The organism is Providencia sp. PROV080, assembly GCF_033688105.1.
GTDB classification, from domain to species: Bacteria; Pseudomonadota; Gammaproteobacteria; order Enterobacterales; family Enterobacteriaceae; genus Providencia; species Providencia zhejiangensis.
This window is the reverse complement of record NZ_CP096346.1, coordinates 3,259,536-3,275,951: the sequence shown is the minus strand read 5'-3', so window position 1 is coordinate 3,275,951 and position 16,416 is coordinate 3,259,536. Positions and strand designations below refer to the sequence as shown.

Here is a 16,416-nt window from a genome sequence, read left to right as displayed (position 1 = left end):
GATAAGCATCACAGGGGAGTTTGTCGAAGGGATTAACTATCTATCTATTGATGATCTAATAAACATCAATAGAACATTGATAGAGCTGCAAACTCCCAATGAGCCTATCGAAGTATTGAACTTCAATAACCTTAGCTCATCCCAATCAAGACCAAGTCAAGTGAAATATTACGAGCAGACAGATGACATGTTTGTTCTCACTGCAGTATTAATTGAAAGCCTGATACAAAATCATCCTTTTGCCAATGCTAACAAACGAACGGCAATGATGGCAGGGTACGTTTTTTTATTACTTAATGGTTATGAATTAACAGCTCCAGAGGATGAAGTGGTAGAAATGGCTCGCGGATTAGCCACTAAAGAATATTCACTTGATGAGCTAGACAGTTGGCTGTGTAATTGGTCAAGAGATTTTGATTCAAGGCAACTCTGTAAAGAGCGAATAGGTATCGAATATTGCTCTATATTCAGATTCAAATTAGACTAACCCACTCCGGTGGGTTTTTTATTGTCTGAATCTAGCCCGTCTTTGGCTTGTGATGAATGTATGTGCTTTAGTTTGAAATGATGTATAATTTGTATGCACATTTGTATCTATGAGGCAACAAACCATGATTTCAGAGGCTATTATGATGGCAATGCTATCAAATCCAACAGATAAAAAAGATGTGGATTCAGGCTTGGCTAATTTAGCTATGTCTATAGCTACTATTGTCGATAAAAAGGCAAAAGGTGATGTATCGCCAGATGAAATTATGGATTTAATTGTTGATGGCAAGACCGTGCTAACGACCCTTGTAGCTTCAATCGATGAAGTAATAACTTTACTTGATGACCCAACAAAAGATGACATAAAAAAACATGCAGGTAATAACCCAGAAGATGTAATGCATGAGTTGGAGCGGGTGATTAAGCATGGTAATAATGCAGTTATGATGATTGAGGCAATGTATAGCATTGCTAAAACTACTAAGGCTTTTCATCCATTTGAAAGCATAGCTGATGGTTACTTTAAAGAAGTTATTCTTAAAATGTCTGCATTAAGAAACCATATGCAAGCAATATATCGACAATTTAACCAACATATTAACCAGTTGCCTGCAACGGTAGAGGAAGATGGGTTTAGCGACGAGGATATAGCCTTATTTAATTCCTCAATTGCTGAATTTAATCGAGATCTGCTTGCTGGTAACTTGCAATGCCAATAGTCACAATCACGCCTAGATATAAAGATAACGGTGTTTATCGGAAGTATGCGGCTAAGCTATCAGCGGCTCTTAATGGCTCATCTCTCTCTGGGTATGTGGGTAAATTTGCTGATTTTAGAAACAGCTCAATAGCGCGTCAGTCATTCATTGAAAAGGTTCATATAAGAACGCCAAATGAAAAACCTTGGGATAGCCAAATTCGACAGGCTGTTAGAGTGAGCGATAACTTTTTAGTGTTTTGTAAGCACTGTATGTACGATGATTATTACCAAATTCTGGCAATCATAACTCCTGATGCACATGCTCGTTCAGATGCATTGCTTCCAATATTGGCAGATATGGCAGAAGCTCATTTTCATTCTTTATCACTTAAAGAGTTAGCTGAATTAGAGCAATTCTAGTTAGCCCGTCCTTGGGTTTGCAATCCAGATCACACACCACGCCTCTTAACTGAGGCTTTTTGCTTCGCTGTAAATAAAATCAGTAACGCTTCCCCTAAAATAAATGGTTAAATATAGCTAACCAATCTTAGAGGATGAGCTAATGAACTTAATACCAATAGGTATTGCAATATTTTTATTTGTCCTGCTTGTTATTGTTTTTGTGCTTAAACAAAAAGAAAAGAAAAATTATGAATTAAAATTAATGCGATTCAAGCTAATAGATGATGCAGAAAAAGAAGCAAAGAAAATCTTAGATGCTGTGACAAAAGAAGAAAATGAAAGGTTAGAAAAAATCAAATCTTATGAGCAGAGGGCTAGAGATGAAATAAATGCTGAAGTATCAGAAAAAAGAAGAGCTATTGATGATGAGGTCAAAGAAAAAACTGATGCAATTGAAAGTAGAGAGTATAAATCACAAGTAGAAATCGATAATCAAAAACAAGAACTAGTGCTTTTAAAGGAAAGCTACAACGAAAAGCGTAAACAGCTGATTCAATTGACTGAAAAGCTAGCATTGGTTAATGACAGCGCAGAAATGCTTGATTTTGGGATTTATAAGCCACACTTTGATTATCATGACTCTATAGCCTATCAAGAGGCGATATTAAGAAATAAAGAACAACAAAAAGGGTTAATTAGAAGTAACGATGCATGCTACGCACCTTCTGGCTGGACTGTTAATGGAAGTGAATCAGAAGGCAAGAGAATGACAAAGCAGTATGTAAAATTGCTAGTTAGGGCTTTTAATAGCGAGTGTGATGCAGCTCTGGCAAAAGTAAGGGCTGGCAATGTTGAGCAATTAATCAAGCGCGTTGAAAATGCATTTGAGGCATTGAACAAATTTGGTCAAACAGTTGGAATTAGAATTACGGGTGAATACCTTGCTGTCAGACTTGAAGAAATTCTATTAACTCATGAGAAAGAGCAAAAAATTCAAGATGAGAAAGATATCTTACGTGAGGAACGAGAGCTTCAAAGGGAGGAGGAAAAAGCTCAACGGGAATATGAAAAAGCCATAAAAGAAGAACAGAAAGCAGAAAAAGATTTCCAAAAGGCAATGGATAAGGCAAGAAAAGAACTAGAAAAAGCTAATGCTGAAGAAAAAGAGAGGATCGAGTCTAAAATAGCAGAATTAGAAAGTAAGTTAGCTGAAACTCAAGCGTTATCCGAGCGAGCAAAATCACAAGCGCAACTTACTAGAAGCGGGCACGTTTATGTTATATCGAATATTGGTGCTTTCGGTGAAAATATTTACAAGATTGGTTTAACTCGTAGATTAGAGCCTGAAGAAAGGGTAAATGAGCTGGGCTCGGCTTCGGTTCCATTTAAATTCGATATACATGCGTTAATATACTCCGATGATGCGCCTGCACTGGAAACTAGCTTACACCAAGAGTTTATAAATCATCGTGTTAATATGGTTAACAATAGAAAAGAATTTTTTAATGTCCCATTATCACTAATAGAGAAGAAAGTAAGAGAATTAGGTTTTGATGCTAGCTTTGATGAGTTCGCTATTGCAAAAGAATATAGAGAAACACAAAATCTATTATCAATAGTGAATAATACTAAGAGCAATAAAGAAGATAATTCAGCTAAGAAGATTGAGGAAGAATATCCTTTAATGGTATAGCTTTTACCCTTCACAAGTTATTAATGCATCTAACCTGCTTCGGCAGGCTTTTTGTTTGCTTCAATTTGCACTCCCGCTAAGCTAACATTAAGAAAACTAATTTAAGAACTGAGAGGACGGGATGAAGAAATTATTCGTTGGATTGCTATTGACGTTAGGGGTTAATTTCGTCGGAGTATCTTCTGCAATAGCTAGTGAGGGTAAGAAGTTCTTTATAGAGATGGTGGAAGAAACATGCAAAGAACATACAGACCCTACCTTTTGTAAATGGCAAGTAGAAAATCTAAGTGCGATATCCAGCATCAATACACTGACATATTATGGTTGCAAGCTACGCGATAAAAAAGGAAAAGAGTGCTTAGAGTCAGTCGAAATGTTTGATTATATTCAGGGGCAATATGATAAAAATATGAATAATGCGAAAAACAAATAAGCACTAATAAATCACTACACAACCACCTTCGGGTGGTTTTTTTATATCTGGAGGAAACTAAATGGCAGATATAGCAACAATATCATTAAAGGCTGATACGTCAGATCTAGAACGTGGAACTCAAAAGTTAAAGGAGTTCGGCGATACAGCAGAGAAGGCAAGCAGTGCATCTCAGGGCTTGAATGACCAATTCAACAGGGGTATCGATCATCAAAAAAAAGCAGCGGATGCGTTAAAAAGACAAAAGAAAGAACTTGATGACTTACTCAACTCAATAAATCCAACAAACAAAGCATTTCAAAAGTTAGATGAGTGGCAGCAAAAGTTGTTGTAATCCCCCCGAAAAATCGCAGCAGTTATTTATAGAAAATTCTATTAAAATAAACTCAAGGAGTTTTCTATGCGTAAATCAAAATTCACTGATAGCCAGATATTGGCAATCATTAAACAAAATGAAAGTGGTATGCCCGTTCCAGAACTCTGCCGAGAACATGGTGTTAGCTCTGCAACATTTTATAAGTGGCGAGCTAAATTCGGCGGTATGGATGCTTCGTTGATGAAGCGAATGAAAGAACTCGAAGACGAAAACCGTCGGCTCAAAAAAATGTATGCGGAAGAACGTCTCAAAGCTGAGATTCGTTTGGAGGCGCTTGAGGGAAAGTTATAAAGCCATCTCATCGTAAGGAGATGGCTAAGGCTGCCGCAATTAAGTATGACATAAGCATTCGCTTTGCTTGCTTGTGCATGAATGTGAGCGAAAGCTGCTTTTACTATCAAAGTAAACTTAATGCTGAAAACGATCAGATTGCTGACTGGCTAATACGCCTAACCGAAAACAAAAAACGTTGGGGGTTTGGTCTATGTTTCTTGTATTTACGCAACGTAAAGGGCTTCGCATGGAACCACAAGCGCGTTTATCGAATTTATTGTGAGTTGGAGCTTAATCTTAGAATTAGGCCTCGCAAACGCTTAAAACGCGATAAGCCTGATGCCCTCAGTGTGCCTGTAGCCATTAACCAAGTATGGTCTATGGATTTTATGTCAGACAGCTTAGCCAGTGGCCGCAGCATTCGAACCTTTAATGTCATTGATGATTTTAATCGTGAATGCTTAGCGATTGATGTTGATTTATCGTTGCCTAGCGCACGAGTTATTCGGTCGTTAGAACAAGTCATCGAGTGGCGCGGTAAACCCAAAGCGATACGATGCGACAACGGACCAGAATATATTTCAGGAGAGCTAATAAACTGGGCAACACGGCAGCAAATTACCTTACTTTATATTCAGCCTGGCAAGCCTACACAAAATGCTTACATTGAACGCTTTAACCGAACAGCTCGTCATGAATGGCTTGATTTAAATATATTTGAGAGCGTTGAGCACGCTCAAGAACTTGCCACACAGTGGCTTTGGACTTATAACAATGAGCGGCCGAATACGGCGATTGGAGGAATACCCCCGAGACAGCGATTACAGGTAGCTTAAACTCTATAAATAGTTACTGTGAAAAGTGGGGGGATTACATTGTCTGATGCAAGCAAAAAAGGACTTTTGCCAAGGGATGTGTTTTTAGATTACAACAAGATACTTGACCAAACTAGAGATAAGCTAACAAGAGTTCAAATGTCTCTTACCTCTGAAGGGCAAGCACTTCTAGCTCAGGAGGCGGCAACAAATAAAGCCAAAAGGGCAGCAGAGCAATTCTTATCCTCTTTAAAATCGCAAGCTGAATCCATCGGTAAGACGAGGACTGAAATTCTTGAGATGAAGGCCGCGCAGCTAGGCGTCAGTGAATCAGCTAAGCAATATATTGACAAAATCAAAGAAAGCAACAAGCAAACGCATGAGCTTGCAAAAACCAGTGGCGGGCTAAAAGGAACGCTAAACGACCTACTTTCCACAACCCGTTTAGGCGGCATTGCTAGAGGCGGAATAATCGGCGTTGTGAGTGCGTCTGTTGTTGGTTTAATGAAGGTTTTGTTTGATGCGGAGTCAGAGTTCACCAAGTTCAACAAACAACTTATTTTGACGGGGAATTACGCTAATAAATCTGCATCACAGCTTAATGAGATGGCTAGAGCTATGTCTGGTGCTGGAATTACACGCTCTGAAATGGCTAACGTTATAAGTAGCGTTGTTGGAACTGGTGTTTTTTCAAACAATGAAATAGCCCGAGTGTCAAAAGCCGCTGCTCAAATGAATTACATCACAGGGCAGGCGATTGATACCACTATTGATCAGTTTAAGCGGTTACAAGATGAGCCTCTTAAAATGTCATTGGAATTAGAAAAAGCGAATCACCACCTCACAGTCGCTCAACTTGAACAAATACGTACGCTAGAGATGCAGGGGAACAAAACTGAGGCAGCTAGGTTAGCAATTGATGCGTATGCGCAGTCAATTAATGACGGAGCAAACGATATAGAAGAAAACCTTGGTTATTTAGAGCAAGCATGGAAAGGCATTCAGTGGGCAGCCAAAAATGCTTGGGACGCTATGTTTGACATCGGACGAAAGAAAACTCTAGATCAGCAAATATATGAAATAGAGAAGAAACTAGTTGATTTTCAAATAAACCCCGCGGCGTCTGGGGTGTATTTTTATAATACAGGCAAAACACCCGACGACCTACGTCGTGAGTTGGAGTTGAAAAAAGAAGAGAAATTTCAACAAGATTTACTGAACTCACAGAAGCAGGCAGAAAAAAACTTTCAGCAACAAGAGGCTAATAAATTTAGAGTAAGGCAATACTATCATGATAAATATGCGAGTTGGGAAACAAAAAGAAAGGAGGAACTGGCAAAATTAAACTCTGATAGAGCGTTACTGACCGATGAACAATATAAAGAATATGAAAAAATGATTAACTATCGACTCAGAGATCGGAAAATGCCGGGCTCTGGCCGGAGTAGCGCTTATAAAGTTGACGCAGGAACGCGTTTAGATGAGGAGAATCAGAAGGCTCTTACATCCTTACAGGCACAATTGAAGGTGTTAAAAGAGCATAAAACAGTTAGTGATGTTATTAGCTCTGAGCGTAAAAAACTTTGGGATATGGAGGCGAAAATATCAATCCTTGAGGAGGCTCAGAAAACAAGGCAGTTAACCAAGGACGAAAAGGCGTTACTTGCTAAAAAGGACTACATTCTTGCTTCTCAAAAGGCTCTAGCTATAGCGGGTGATGAGGTTAAGCTTCAGGAGTTACATAATCGTGAGTTAGATAAGCAACTTAAACGTGTTGAAGAAATTAATGCCAGAAGTCGCGCCTTAGAGTTGGGAGCTGGTAAGTCTGACCGCATGTATCAACGAGATATCGCACTAGAGAAAGCTAAATCACCAGACGAGAGAAAAGCCTTAGAGGAGTATTATGCTAAGGAAGACTCTATTCGTGCTAACTGGGAGTTAGGTGTTAAGAAAGGCTTTGCTGAGTTCCAAGAGAGAGCCACTGATGTTTACGGTAACGTATCACAAATCAGCCAATCTGCATTTCAGGGCATGAGTAACAGTCTCTCTGATTTTGTATTGACGGGCAAAGCTAATTTTGCTGATTTCACTCGCTCATTCTTAGAAATGACCACCAAGATGTTAATGCAGATGGCTATGCTAAATGCTATGAAAGCGGCATTTGGTGGTAATGCGGTAGGTAATTTCTTGGGGTTAAAAGGTCACTCGGAAGGCGGCTACACTGGGGATGGCGGTAAGTACGAACCCAAAGGTATCGTTCATGGTGGAGAGTTTGTATTCACAAAAGAAGCCACGCAACGATTAGGCATTGCCAACCTTTATCGGCTAATGGATTACGGTCAAAAAGGGTACGCTTCTGGCGGCTATGTTGGTGGTTCTGCTCCGATGTCAGTTACACAACCAACCGCATTTATCGCTCGCAATCCTCAAGTTGCTGGTGGTGGAAATGTGCAGATTAATTTAGGAGGCATTAACATTGAAAGCGGGCAGCAGCAACAACCTTCAAGTAACCAAACCAATGCTTCATCATTGAAGCGTGAATTCCAGCAAATGATAGAAGTTGGGGTTAATAATTTACTTAAAAACCCAGCATCTGCATTATCAAGAACAATCAAAGGCAATTAAGAGAGGTAGTTATGAAAATTGAAGTGGGATTTCCAATTAAGTCATTTAGATTCACAGATGGTGCTATTGAAGAATTTAAGGGTAGCTTAAATTTTTCCACAGGAACTGTAGCCACCTTGGAATCAAAAGTTGTTATTACTAAGATTTTATCTGATGATGATAATTCTAGCCTGACATTGCGATATGAAGAAGATTTTAATCCTGATGAGGGTTTAAGGCACTTCTTTAGTAGGGCGGAGGAATATGCTCGAAATTATTTTCATACAATGGTTAAAGCGCAACAAAATTGATATTGTTACGCTTTATTTTTATGGTTAAATATCTTTTATCTTATCGAAAATTTGTTTTGATTTCATTTCCAATGAGTAGGCGTAGTCTGCTATCTCGTTATCTTTTATATTCCTTTTGGTTTTATCAACACCAAAAATAGCCTCTAAGCATTTCATTATTAATGGGTAAAAAGCTTCTGGGTCTTTGGATGTTTTTGCTGTAAAGGCAATGTAAAAAGGTAACACTTCATCAAGAACTGATTTTGCATCTAGTAATTTAGGTATGGCAATATCAAGTTGCTCGTGAGATGGTTTTAGTGGATCTAAAAATTTATTACTCATTTCATTTCCTCACACCGAAGTAAGTCAGCCATTCCTTCGGCAATAAATTACATATGGCTGGCTCTTAACCATAAACTAAATTTAACTATTGAAAATCCTGATATTTGATCATTAGGCGGCTTTGTGCCGTCTTTTTTCGAGGTAAACCATGATTGAAGAATTTAAGTGGCGAATGCAAACGCAAGAAACGCCAACGGGTGAGTTCACTCATCGAATAAAAGAAGTCACTTTTGGCGATGGGTACAAACAAGTTGCGGGCGATGGAATTAACACGGAATCACAGTCATGGCCTTTTACTTACACAGGAATGAAAGATGAGGTGATGCCGATATTCAAATTTATCCGTGAGCACACAACGAGGTCGTTTATATGGACACCGCCATTTGGTGAAAAAGGGTTATATCGCGTTAAGGCTGATTCAATCACGATGACCCCCATTGGTGGTCTTGCAGTCACTATCACAGCAACATTCGATCAGGCCTTTAGCGCATGAATATTACATCTGACATTCAAAAACTAGAATCGGGCAACAAAGTTCAACTTATCGAAGTTGATGGGTCTGAATTTGATGGGCCGGTGCTTAGGTTTCACGCTTACAACTTACCTCATACGCCAGAAGAGATAGATCAATCCAAAGGTGATATCAAACCCAAGCCAATTTGGTGGCAAGGCAATGAGTACGGTGCGTGGCCTTATGAAATTGAGGGCATGGCAAAAAATAGCGATGGTAGCCCGCCAAGGCCAACATTGAGGGTTGCTAACATTGATGGTCTGATATCGTCACTGTGTTTGCAATTTGACGACATGGCCTTAGCCAAGGTCACTATTTATGAAACTTTTGCTCACTATCTTGATGCTAAAAATTTCACGGATGGCAACCCAACAGCTAACCCCGACGAGTGCTTTACCCAAGTTTATTACATTGACCGTAAGACTAGCGAGGTGGCTGGTGAAGCTGTTGAGTTCGAGCTTTCTACCCCGTTTGATTTACAGGGAATTATGATACCCGTTCGCCAGATACATTGTAATCCCCCCGAAAAATCGCAGCAGTTATTTATAGAAAATTCTATTAAAATAAACTCAAGGAGTTTTCTATGCGTAAATCAAAATTCACTGATAGCCAGATATTGGCAATCATTAAACAAAATGAAAGTGGTATGCCCGTTCCAGAACTCTGCCGAGAACATGGTGTTAGCTCTGCAACATTTTATAAGTGGCGAGCTAAATTCGGCGGTATGGATGCTTCGTTGATGAAGCGAATGAAAGAACTCGAAGACGAAAACCGTCGGCTCAAAAAAATGTATGCGGAAGAACGTCTCAAAGCTGAGATTCGTTTGGAGGCGCTTGAGGGAAAGTTATAAAGCCATCTCATCGTAAGGAGATGGCTAAGGCTGCCGCAATTAAGTATGACATAAGCATTCGCTTTGCTTGCTTGTGCATGAATGTGAGCGAAAGCTGCTTTTACTATCAAAGTAAACTTAATGCTGAAAACGATCAGATTGCTGACTGGCTAATACGCCTAACCGAAAACAAAAAACGTTGGGGGTTTGGTCTATGTTTCTTGTATTTACGCAACGTAAAGGGCTTCGCATGGAACCACAAGCGCGTTTATCGAATTTATTGTGAGTTGGAGCTTAATCTTAGAATTAGGCCTCGCAAACGCTTAAAACGCGATAAGCCTGATGCCCTCAGTGTGCCTGTAGCCATTAACCAAGTATGGTCTATGGATTTTATGTCAGACAGCTTAGCCAGTGGCCGCAGCATTCGAACCTTTAATGTCATTGATGATTTTAATCGTGAATGCTTAGCGATTGATGTTGATTTATCGTTGCCTAGCGCACGAGTTATTCGGTCGTTAGAACAAGTCATCGAGTGGCGCGGTAAACCCAAAGCGATACGATGCGACAACGGACCAGAATATATTTCAGGAGAGCTAATAAACTGGGCAACACGGCAGCAAATTACCTTACTTTATATTCAGCCTGGCAAGCCTACACAAAATGCTTACATTGAACGCTTTAACCGAACAGCTCGTCATGAATGGCTTGATTTAAATATATTTGAGAGCGTTGAGCACGCTCAAGAACTTGCCACACAGTGGCTTTGGACTTATAACAATGAGCGGCCGAATACGGCGATTGGAGGAATACCCCCGAGACAGCGATTACAGGTAGCTTAAACTCTATAAATAGTTACTGTGAAAAGTGGGGGGATTACAACATAATCTGTGCTATTGGTGCATGAAAGGGGATTACCGCAGTGGCAATGGGTGTTCCTATTCGGGTAATAAATACTTCAATGAACGGGGTGAGCCTGTCGATGATCCATCACTAGATAAATGTGGTGGGCTTATCAGTGATTGTAAAAAGCGCTTTGGTGAGAATGAACCCTTGGATTTTGGTGGGTTCCCAGCAGCAGGGTTAATACGATGATCACAAAAAAATTAACTGAACTGATATTTGAGCATGTGAAAGCTGAATATCCCAAAGAGGCCTGTGGTGTTATTTGCCAAAAAATCCGAGTCAAAAAATATTTCCCCTGTCGTAACATTTCTGATAACCCCGATGAACATTTTGAATTGTCGCCAGAAGATTACGCTCTTGCTGAGGACTGGGGTGAGCCAATAGCAATTGTGCACAGCCATTGCGGTGATGGTGTAACGACTCAACCTAGCGAAATAGATAAATTACAGTGTGATGCAACGGGATTGCCGTGGGTTATTGCATCATGGCCAGAAGGTGACTTGCGAATTATTCAGCCTCGAGGTGAGCGCGAATTAGAAGGGCGGCCATTTGTACTGGGGTATGCTGATTGCTGGTCACTCATTATGGACTACTACCGACAAAAGCACGGCATTGAGTTGCATAACTACAGCGTTGAACGACACTGGTGGGAAGAAGGCGAAAACCTGTATATGGATAATTGGGAAAAGGAAGGATTTGTGGAGTTCACTGGTGATTTAAAAGATGGCGATATGGTCATTATGCAAGTGCAAGCTGACGTTCCCAACCATGCAGGGGTAATAGTCGACGGTATGTTACTTCATCATCTATATGGTCAACTGAGTCGACTTGTTCCATACAGCGATTATTGGCGTGATCGGACGGTTAAAATTGTTCGGAGGAAAGAATTGGCATGAGTGAACTTAAAACGGTACGCCTTTATGGTCAACTCGGTACTTTGTTTGGGCGAGAACATAAATTAGCGATTGATTCCCCTCGTGAAGCCATCAAAGCTTTATCAGTGCTCTATGAGGGCTTTGAGCAATTCCTTGCGAATGCACACCTCAAAGGGCTGGAGTTTGCCGTATTTAAAGGTAAGCGCAATATTAGTGAAGATGAGTTGCACCTTGATACCTGCGAAGATATTCGCATAGCGCCAGTGATTAAAGGTAGTAAACGAGGCGGATTTTTCCAAACTATTTTAGGTGTGGCCATGATCGGTGCAGCGGCGTTTTTATCTGGTGGCCTATCTGTGGCATTCACTGCTGCTGGCACATGGGGCGGGGCACTGGCGATGGGTGGTGCTGCGATGGCTCTTGGTGGGGTAGTGCAAATGCTGTCACCGCAGCCTAGAGGGATATCTATGCGTCAAGATGCGGATAACAAACCCTCCTATGCATTCGGTGGGGCGGTAAATACTACCGCACAAGGTAACCCAGTACCGTTATTTTACGGACTAGACCGACGCGAAATCGGCGGCGCTATTATTTCAGCAGGGATATATACCGAAGACCAGCAGTAAATAACTTTAAACTTTCATAGCGGCTAATGGCCGCTTTTTTTATGGGTGAAATATGGTGAAAATTCAAGGTGCAAAAGGGGGCGGAGGAGGCGGACATACGCCCGTCGAGTCACCCGATAGTTTATTGGCGGAATCAACCGCGAAAATTTTACTGGCGATTTCAGAAGGGGAAATTGCGGGCGGGTTAGATGAGACGCGTGTATTTCTTGATGATACCCCGATCGCCAACGCTGATGGCTCGAAGAACTTTGAAGGCGTTACTTTAGAGTTTAGACCAGGCAGTGAGCATCAAGAATATATTCAAGGTATTCCTTCTGTTGATAATGAAATTGCGGTAGGGATAGAACTTAAAGATGATCAACCATATGTAAGAAGCATCAACAACACCCAGTTGTCGGCGGTTCGCGTTCGCTTTTCTGTTCCTCAACTGTTGCAACAGCACGATAACGGCGACACTACAGGCTATCGCATTGATTACGTTATAGAACTATCGACAGATGGCTCAGGCTATAAAGAAATTATCAAATCGGCATTTGACGGTAAGACAACTAGTGAATACCAACGCTCACACCGCATTGACTTGCCTAAAGCAAATACGGGTTGGCAGGTTCGCGTCCGTCGATTAACAAAAAATCAAAACAATGCACGTATCGCTGATAAAATAAGCATTGCAGCCATCACGGAAGTGATTGACGCAAAGTTACGCTACCCGAATACGGCTCTGTTATTCATTACATTTAATGCCCGTCAATTTAATAACCGCATACCTAAAATCAGCGTACGTCCCAAAGGGGGAATACTGGTCAAGGTGCCAACGAACTATGACCCAATTAACCGGACCTATTCTGGGGTATGGGATGGCACATTTAAGTTAGCTGCGACTAATAACCCTGCATGGGTATTTTATGACTTGGTTTTAAATAACCGCTATGGGTGCGGCGATCGTATTAAAGCTTCGCAGATTGAAAAGTGGGATTTATACAAAATAGCACAATATTGTGACGAGTTAGTTCCTGACGGACGAGGTGGTGACGGCAAAGAGCCTCGCTTCTTGTGTGATGTGTATATTCAATCACAAGAGACTGCCTATACCGTTTTACGTGATATTGCTGCGATATTTAGAGGTATGACGTTTTGGGCAGATAACAAAGTCAATGCCGTTGCAGATATGCCTGAACCTATATTTCGCACGTTTACCAATGCAAATATTGTTGGTGGTAAACCAGCTTATTCAGGTGGCAGCATTCAAAATCGTTATACTCAGGCATTAGTTTCTTTTACCGATATTGATAACCACAGCAATGATGATGTTGAAGCCGTCGCGGACTTAAAACTTCAGCGTCGATATGGTGTGAGAAAAACAGAGTTATCTGCGATTGGCTGTACCCGTCGCAGTGAAGCCAATCGTCGTGGTCGCTGGGCATTATTGACGAACGCGAATGATCGTATGGTCACGTTTGCGACAGGTCTTGAAGGCGCGATACCTTCTCCTGGTCATATTATCGGGTTAGCCGATTCAACATTGGCAGGTCGTGACACTGGCGGCCGCATTTCCGCGGTTGATGAGCGTAAGATCACGCTTGATAGAACCACCTCAATTAAAGCTGGTGACAGACTGATTGTGAACTTGCCCGATGGTAAATCAGAAGGGCGCACTGTTACGTCAGTGAATCAAAAAGTTGTCACCGTTTCTGTTGAATATTCACAGGCGCCGCAAAAAGAGGCAGTGTGGGTTGTTGACTCTGACGACTTGGCTATTCAGCTATATCGAGTCGTTAATATCAATGACAATGGAGACAATACTTACACCATATCGGGCGTGATTCACAATCCTGATAATTATGATCATATCGATGCTGGTGCACGTATTGACGAAAGACCCATTACCGTTATACCACCCAAAGTACAGCCAGCGCCTAAAAATGTTCGTATTTCTTCATACACACAAGTAGACCAAGGCATTGCATTTACAACGCTAAGGGTCGATTGGGAAGCGGCTGAAAGTGCGATTGCGTATGAGGCGGAATGGCGTCGTGACAACGGTAACTGGATAAATGCCCCGCGTACATCAACGCTGGGTTTTGAAGTTAATGGCATTTATGCAGGCCGTTATCAAGTTCGCGTACGTGCGATTAATGCGTCTGAAATTTCCAGCGTGTGGGCTAATGCGGAAGAAACTCAACTCAACGGAAAAGAAGGTAATCCACCAAAACCCTTAAATTTACGCGCTACTTCTGAGGTTTGGGGCATTACTCTCAATTGGGGCTTTGATGCGAACACGAGCGACACGCTAAAAACAGAGCTGCAATATTCATCTGAAAACACGACTGAATCTATGCAACTGCTGGCTGATGTACCTTATCCGCTCAAATCCTATCGTATGTCTGGCCTTAAAGCAGGTGCGCGCTTCTACTTTCGTGCTCGTTTAGTTGATAAGACAGGCAATCAATCCGAGTGGACGAGTGTTGTTCTTGGTGAATCATCAACGGATGTTGAGGGTATTCTGGACGCGGTTGGCGACACCTTCCTCACCAACGAAGCTGGCCAGAAACTGCAAGAGCAGATTGACTTTAATCAATCCAATGTTCAGCTGCAACTTGAGCAAGCGGCAGAAGCGACACTTAACAACACTGTGATGTTGAATCAAGTCTCATTTCGCTTACTAGAAGAGGAAGGTACTCGCAGGTCTGAAATATTCCGTCTTGAGCAAGTGCGAATTTCAGACCAGGAGGCGCTAGCACGCTGGCAGCAGCAAGTTAAAACCGACTACGAGCAAACCTCATCGGCTGTTCTAAAAGTGCAAGAATCAGTGTCAACACTTGAAAAGTCAACGGCAAAAGACATATCGCAAGTCAAAGCTGAGATTAAGCAAGTTGATGACAAGTTAGGGCCGATGGATGCTCGTATTACAGACCAATCAGAGGCGATAGCTAAAGTTGATGAAACTCAAACGAAACATATTGAGACCGCCGAATCTCGATTTACTGATAATGAAGCGTTAATTAATCAGTTATCACGCTCACTTGCTAATGCTGAAAGTTCACTAGCAGAAATGGGGATGCAGCTGACAGCAGAATACGGCAATCAAGCGACTGAGCAACTCAGAATCAAGGCGTCGATAACTCGACTTGATACTGTGACAGCAAACAAGTTTCAGGCCTTTGCACAATCAATTGAGAAGCTAGAAACTCAGTTTGATGATGTTAATTCGAGCATCACAACGCTCAAGAAGACTGTTTCTGACAATGAAAAATCACAAGCTGAAATTAACGAGCTTATCAAGTCTGAAATTGGAGAGAATAAAGCAGCGATTGAAAAACGTGCGGAGACATCTGTAGATCAGCAGGGGAACTCTCGCGCTTACTTCAGCATTAAAGCGGGTGTATTGCATAACGGGCAATACTACGATGTTAAAATGATGATGAGTGCGCAGGTTAAAAACGGACAAGTTGTTACACAAATCGCTTTTGCCGCTGATGAGTTTATTATTTTTAATAATGCCAATGGTCAATTTGTTACTCCATTTGCCGTGGTTAACGGACAAGTATTCATCGGCTCGGGTTTTATTCAAGATGGTTCGATTACTAATGCTAAAATTGGAAATGTTATTCAATCAGATAACTATAAAGCAGGTGAGGTCGGATGGCACATCAATAAAAATGGTTTTGCTGAATTTCAAAACATCAAAGCAAGAGGGGAAATTAATGCGACAAGTGGAACATTTAATAATGTCGTTATTGCTAAAAACTGTGATGTGCACGGAACTATTTATGCTGAGAACATAAAAGGAAACATTGTTTCAGTTACAAAAGATATCTATATAAATAAAAGTTGGTTTGGCTCACACGTTGTTGAGCTTTTTAAAGTTAAAAAACGCTCTCAAAAATGTCATGTATGGGTACAGGGAGCATTAACACCGATTGATGTGGTGCCTGGTCATACTGGCTTTAAAACACCAAACCGAGCAGCAATGACGTACAGAGCTCCATCACTCGGGAATAATATGGGGTTGTGTGATATTTATGTAGATGGCATCAAGCAGAATAGGCCAAACGCGTATTTACTTGAGAGTGATTTCTATGCACTGAATGAGTTTGTTGTCGACGTGCCCTCCGGCGATGGCGAATCATCAATCGGAATAAGCATCCCTCAATTCAGAAATGAGACGACTCGATTCATTATGCGCGCTAGAGTTATTGTCTTCCCATCAACAGATGAAGTTATTTATTAAATAAAAAATCCCCACAAAAACAAA

General features: G+C 41.2%; 15 protein-coding genes and 2 pseudogenes. 16 read left to right on the top strand and 1 reads right to left on the bottom strand.

The window, feature by feature from the left end:
- Positions 1-7 precede the first annotated feature (7 nt).
- The 9 genes from M1F03_RS14580 (at position 8) to M1F03_RS14540 (ending at position 8,096) form a co-directional block, all read left to right on the top strand.
- Entirely contained in the window at positions 8-487 is a 480-nt protein-coding gene (locus M1F03_RS14580) for a type II toxin-antitoxin system death-on-curing family toxin (protein ID WP_042848061.1), read from the top strand.
- Positions 488-611: 124 nt separating this feature from the next.
- The gene (locus M1F03_RS14575) at positions 612-1,208 is read left to right on the top strand and encodes a hypothetical protein (protein WP_318839963.1); all 597 of its coding nucleotides are present in this window, start codon (positions 612-614) and stop codon (positions 1,206-1,208) included.
- Positions 1,199-1,609 (top strand): type II toxin-antitoxin system YafO family toxin, encoded by a 411-nt coding sequence (locus M1F03_RS14570; RefSeq protein WP_272661116.1) that lies wholly within the window; start codon positions 1,199-1,201, stop codon positions 1,607-1,609. Before M1F03_RS14575 ends, M1F03_RS14570 begins: the two co-directional genes overlap by 10 nt.
- Before the next feature lie 142 nt (positions 1,610-1,751).
- Positions 1,752-3,284 (top strand): DUF4041 domain-containing protein, encoded by a 1,533-nt coding sequence (locus M1F03_RS14565; RefSeq protein ID WP_251464585.1) that lies wholly within the window; start codon positions 1,752-1,754, stop codon positions 3,282-3,284.
- 121 nt (positions 3,285-3,405) lie between these two features.
- Positions 3,406-3,717, top strand: a complete 312-nt coding sequence (locus M1F03_RS14560; RefSeq protein ID WP_251464584.1) for a hypothetical protein — start codon at positions 3,406-3,408, stop codon at positions 3,715-3,717.
- Between the two features lie 61 nt (positions 3,718-3,778).
- Positions 3,779-4,051 carry a hypothetical protein gene (locus M1F03_RS14555; RefSeq protein WP_318839962.1) on the top strand — a complete coding sequence of 91 codons (273 nt, stop codon included), beginning with the start codon at positions 3,779-3,781 and terminating at the stop codon, positions 4,049-4,051.
- Positions 4,052-4,117: 66 nt separating this feature from the next.
- Positions 4,118-5,202 (top strand): IS3 family transposase gene (locus M1F03_RS14550; RefSeq protein WP_374195714.1). Its coding sequence is split into 2 segments (ribosomal slippage): positions 4,118-4,379 and positions 4,379-5,202, totalling 1,086 coding nucleotides; the frame shifts between segments, so codons are not numbered across the junction.
- 39 nt (positions 5,203-5,241) lie between these two features.
- Positions 5,242-7,806: a phage tail tape measure protein gene (locus M1F03_RS14545; RefSeq protein WP_318839961.1), complete on the top strand. Its 2,565-nt coding sequence runs from the start codon at positions 5,242-5,244 to the stop codon at positions 7,804-7,806.
- An 11-nt stretch (positions 7,807-7,817) separates the two neighbouring features.
- Positions 7,818-8,096, top strand: coding sequence for a hypothetical protein (locus M1F03_RS14540; protein WP_251464582.1), 279 nt, complete (start codon positions 7,818-7,820; stop codon positions 8,094-8,096).
- Between the two features lie 24 nt (positions 8,097-8,120).
- Here the strand turns inward: M1F03_RS14540 and M1F03_RS14535 are convergent, their stop codons facing one another.
- Positions 8,121-8,417, bottom strand: a complete 297-nt coding sequence (locus M1F03_RS14535; protein ID WP_112843561.1) for a hypothetical protein — start codon at positions 8,415-8,417, stop codon at positions 8,121-8,123.
- 148 nt (positions 8,418-8,565) lie between these two features.
- Between M1F03_RS14535 and M1F03_RS14530 the strand changes: the two genes are divergently transcribed.
- The 7 genes and pseudogenes from M1F03_RS14530 (at position 8,566) to M1F03_RS14500 (ending at position 16,392) form a co-directional block, all read left to right on the top strand.
- Entirely contained in the window at positions 8,566-8,910 is a 345-nt protein-coding gene (locus M1F03_RS14530) for a phage tail protein (RefSeq protein WP_251464580.1), read from the top strand.
- Positions 8,907-9,440, top strand: a pseudogene (locus M1F03_RS14525) (phage minor tail protein L); the annotation flags it as partial. The gene M1F03_RS14530 and the pseudogene M1F03_RS14525, both read left to right, overlap by 4 nt.
- Before the next feature lie 71 nt (positions 9,441-9,511).
- A protein-coding gene (locus M1F03_RS14520) for an IS3 family transposase (RefSeq protein ID WP_374195714.1) occupies positions 9,512-10,596 on the top strand; the annotation gives its coding sequence in 2 pieces (ribosomal slippage) (positions 9,512-9,773 and positions 9,773-10,596; 1,086 coding nt in all).
- Positions 10,597-10,636: 40 nt separating this feature from the next.
- Positions 10,637-10,849 (top strand): annotated as a pseudogene (locus M1F03_RS14515) (phage minor tail protein L); the annotation flags it as partial.
- The gene (locus M1F03_RS14510) at positions 10,846-11,556 is read left to right on the top strand and encodes a C40 family peptidase (RefSeq protein WP_251464578.1); all 711 of its coding nucleotides are present in this window, start codon (positions 10,846-10,848) and stop codon (positions 11,554-11,556) included. The pseudogene M1F03_RS14515 and the gene M1F03_RS14510, both read left to right, overlap by 4 nt.
- On the top strand, positions 11,553-12,161 hold the full coding sequence (locus M1F03_RS14505; protein WP_251464577.1) for a tail assembly protein: 609 nt from the start codon (positions 11,553-11,555) through the stop codon (positions 12,159-12,161). The genes M1F03_RS14510 and M1F03_RS14505 overlap by 4 nt, the downstream gene beginning before the upstream one ends.
- A 52-nt stretch (positions 12,162-12,213) precedes the next feature.
- Positions 12,214-16,392, top strand: coding sequence for a phage tail tip protein (locus tag M1F03_RS14500; protein ID WP_318839960.1), 4,179 nt, complete (start codon positions 12,214-12,216; stop codon positions 16,390-16,392).
- Positions 16,393-16,416 lie beyond the last annotated feature (24 nt).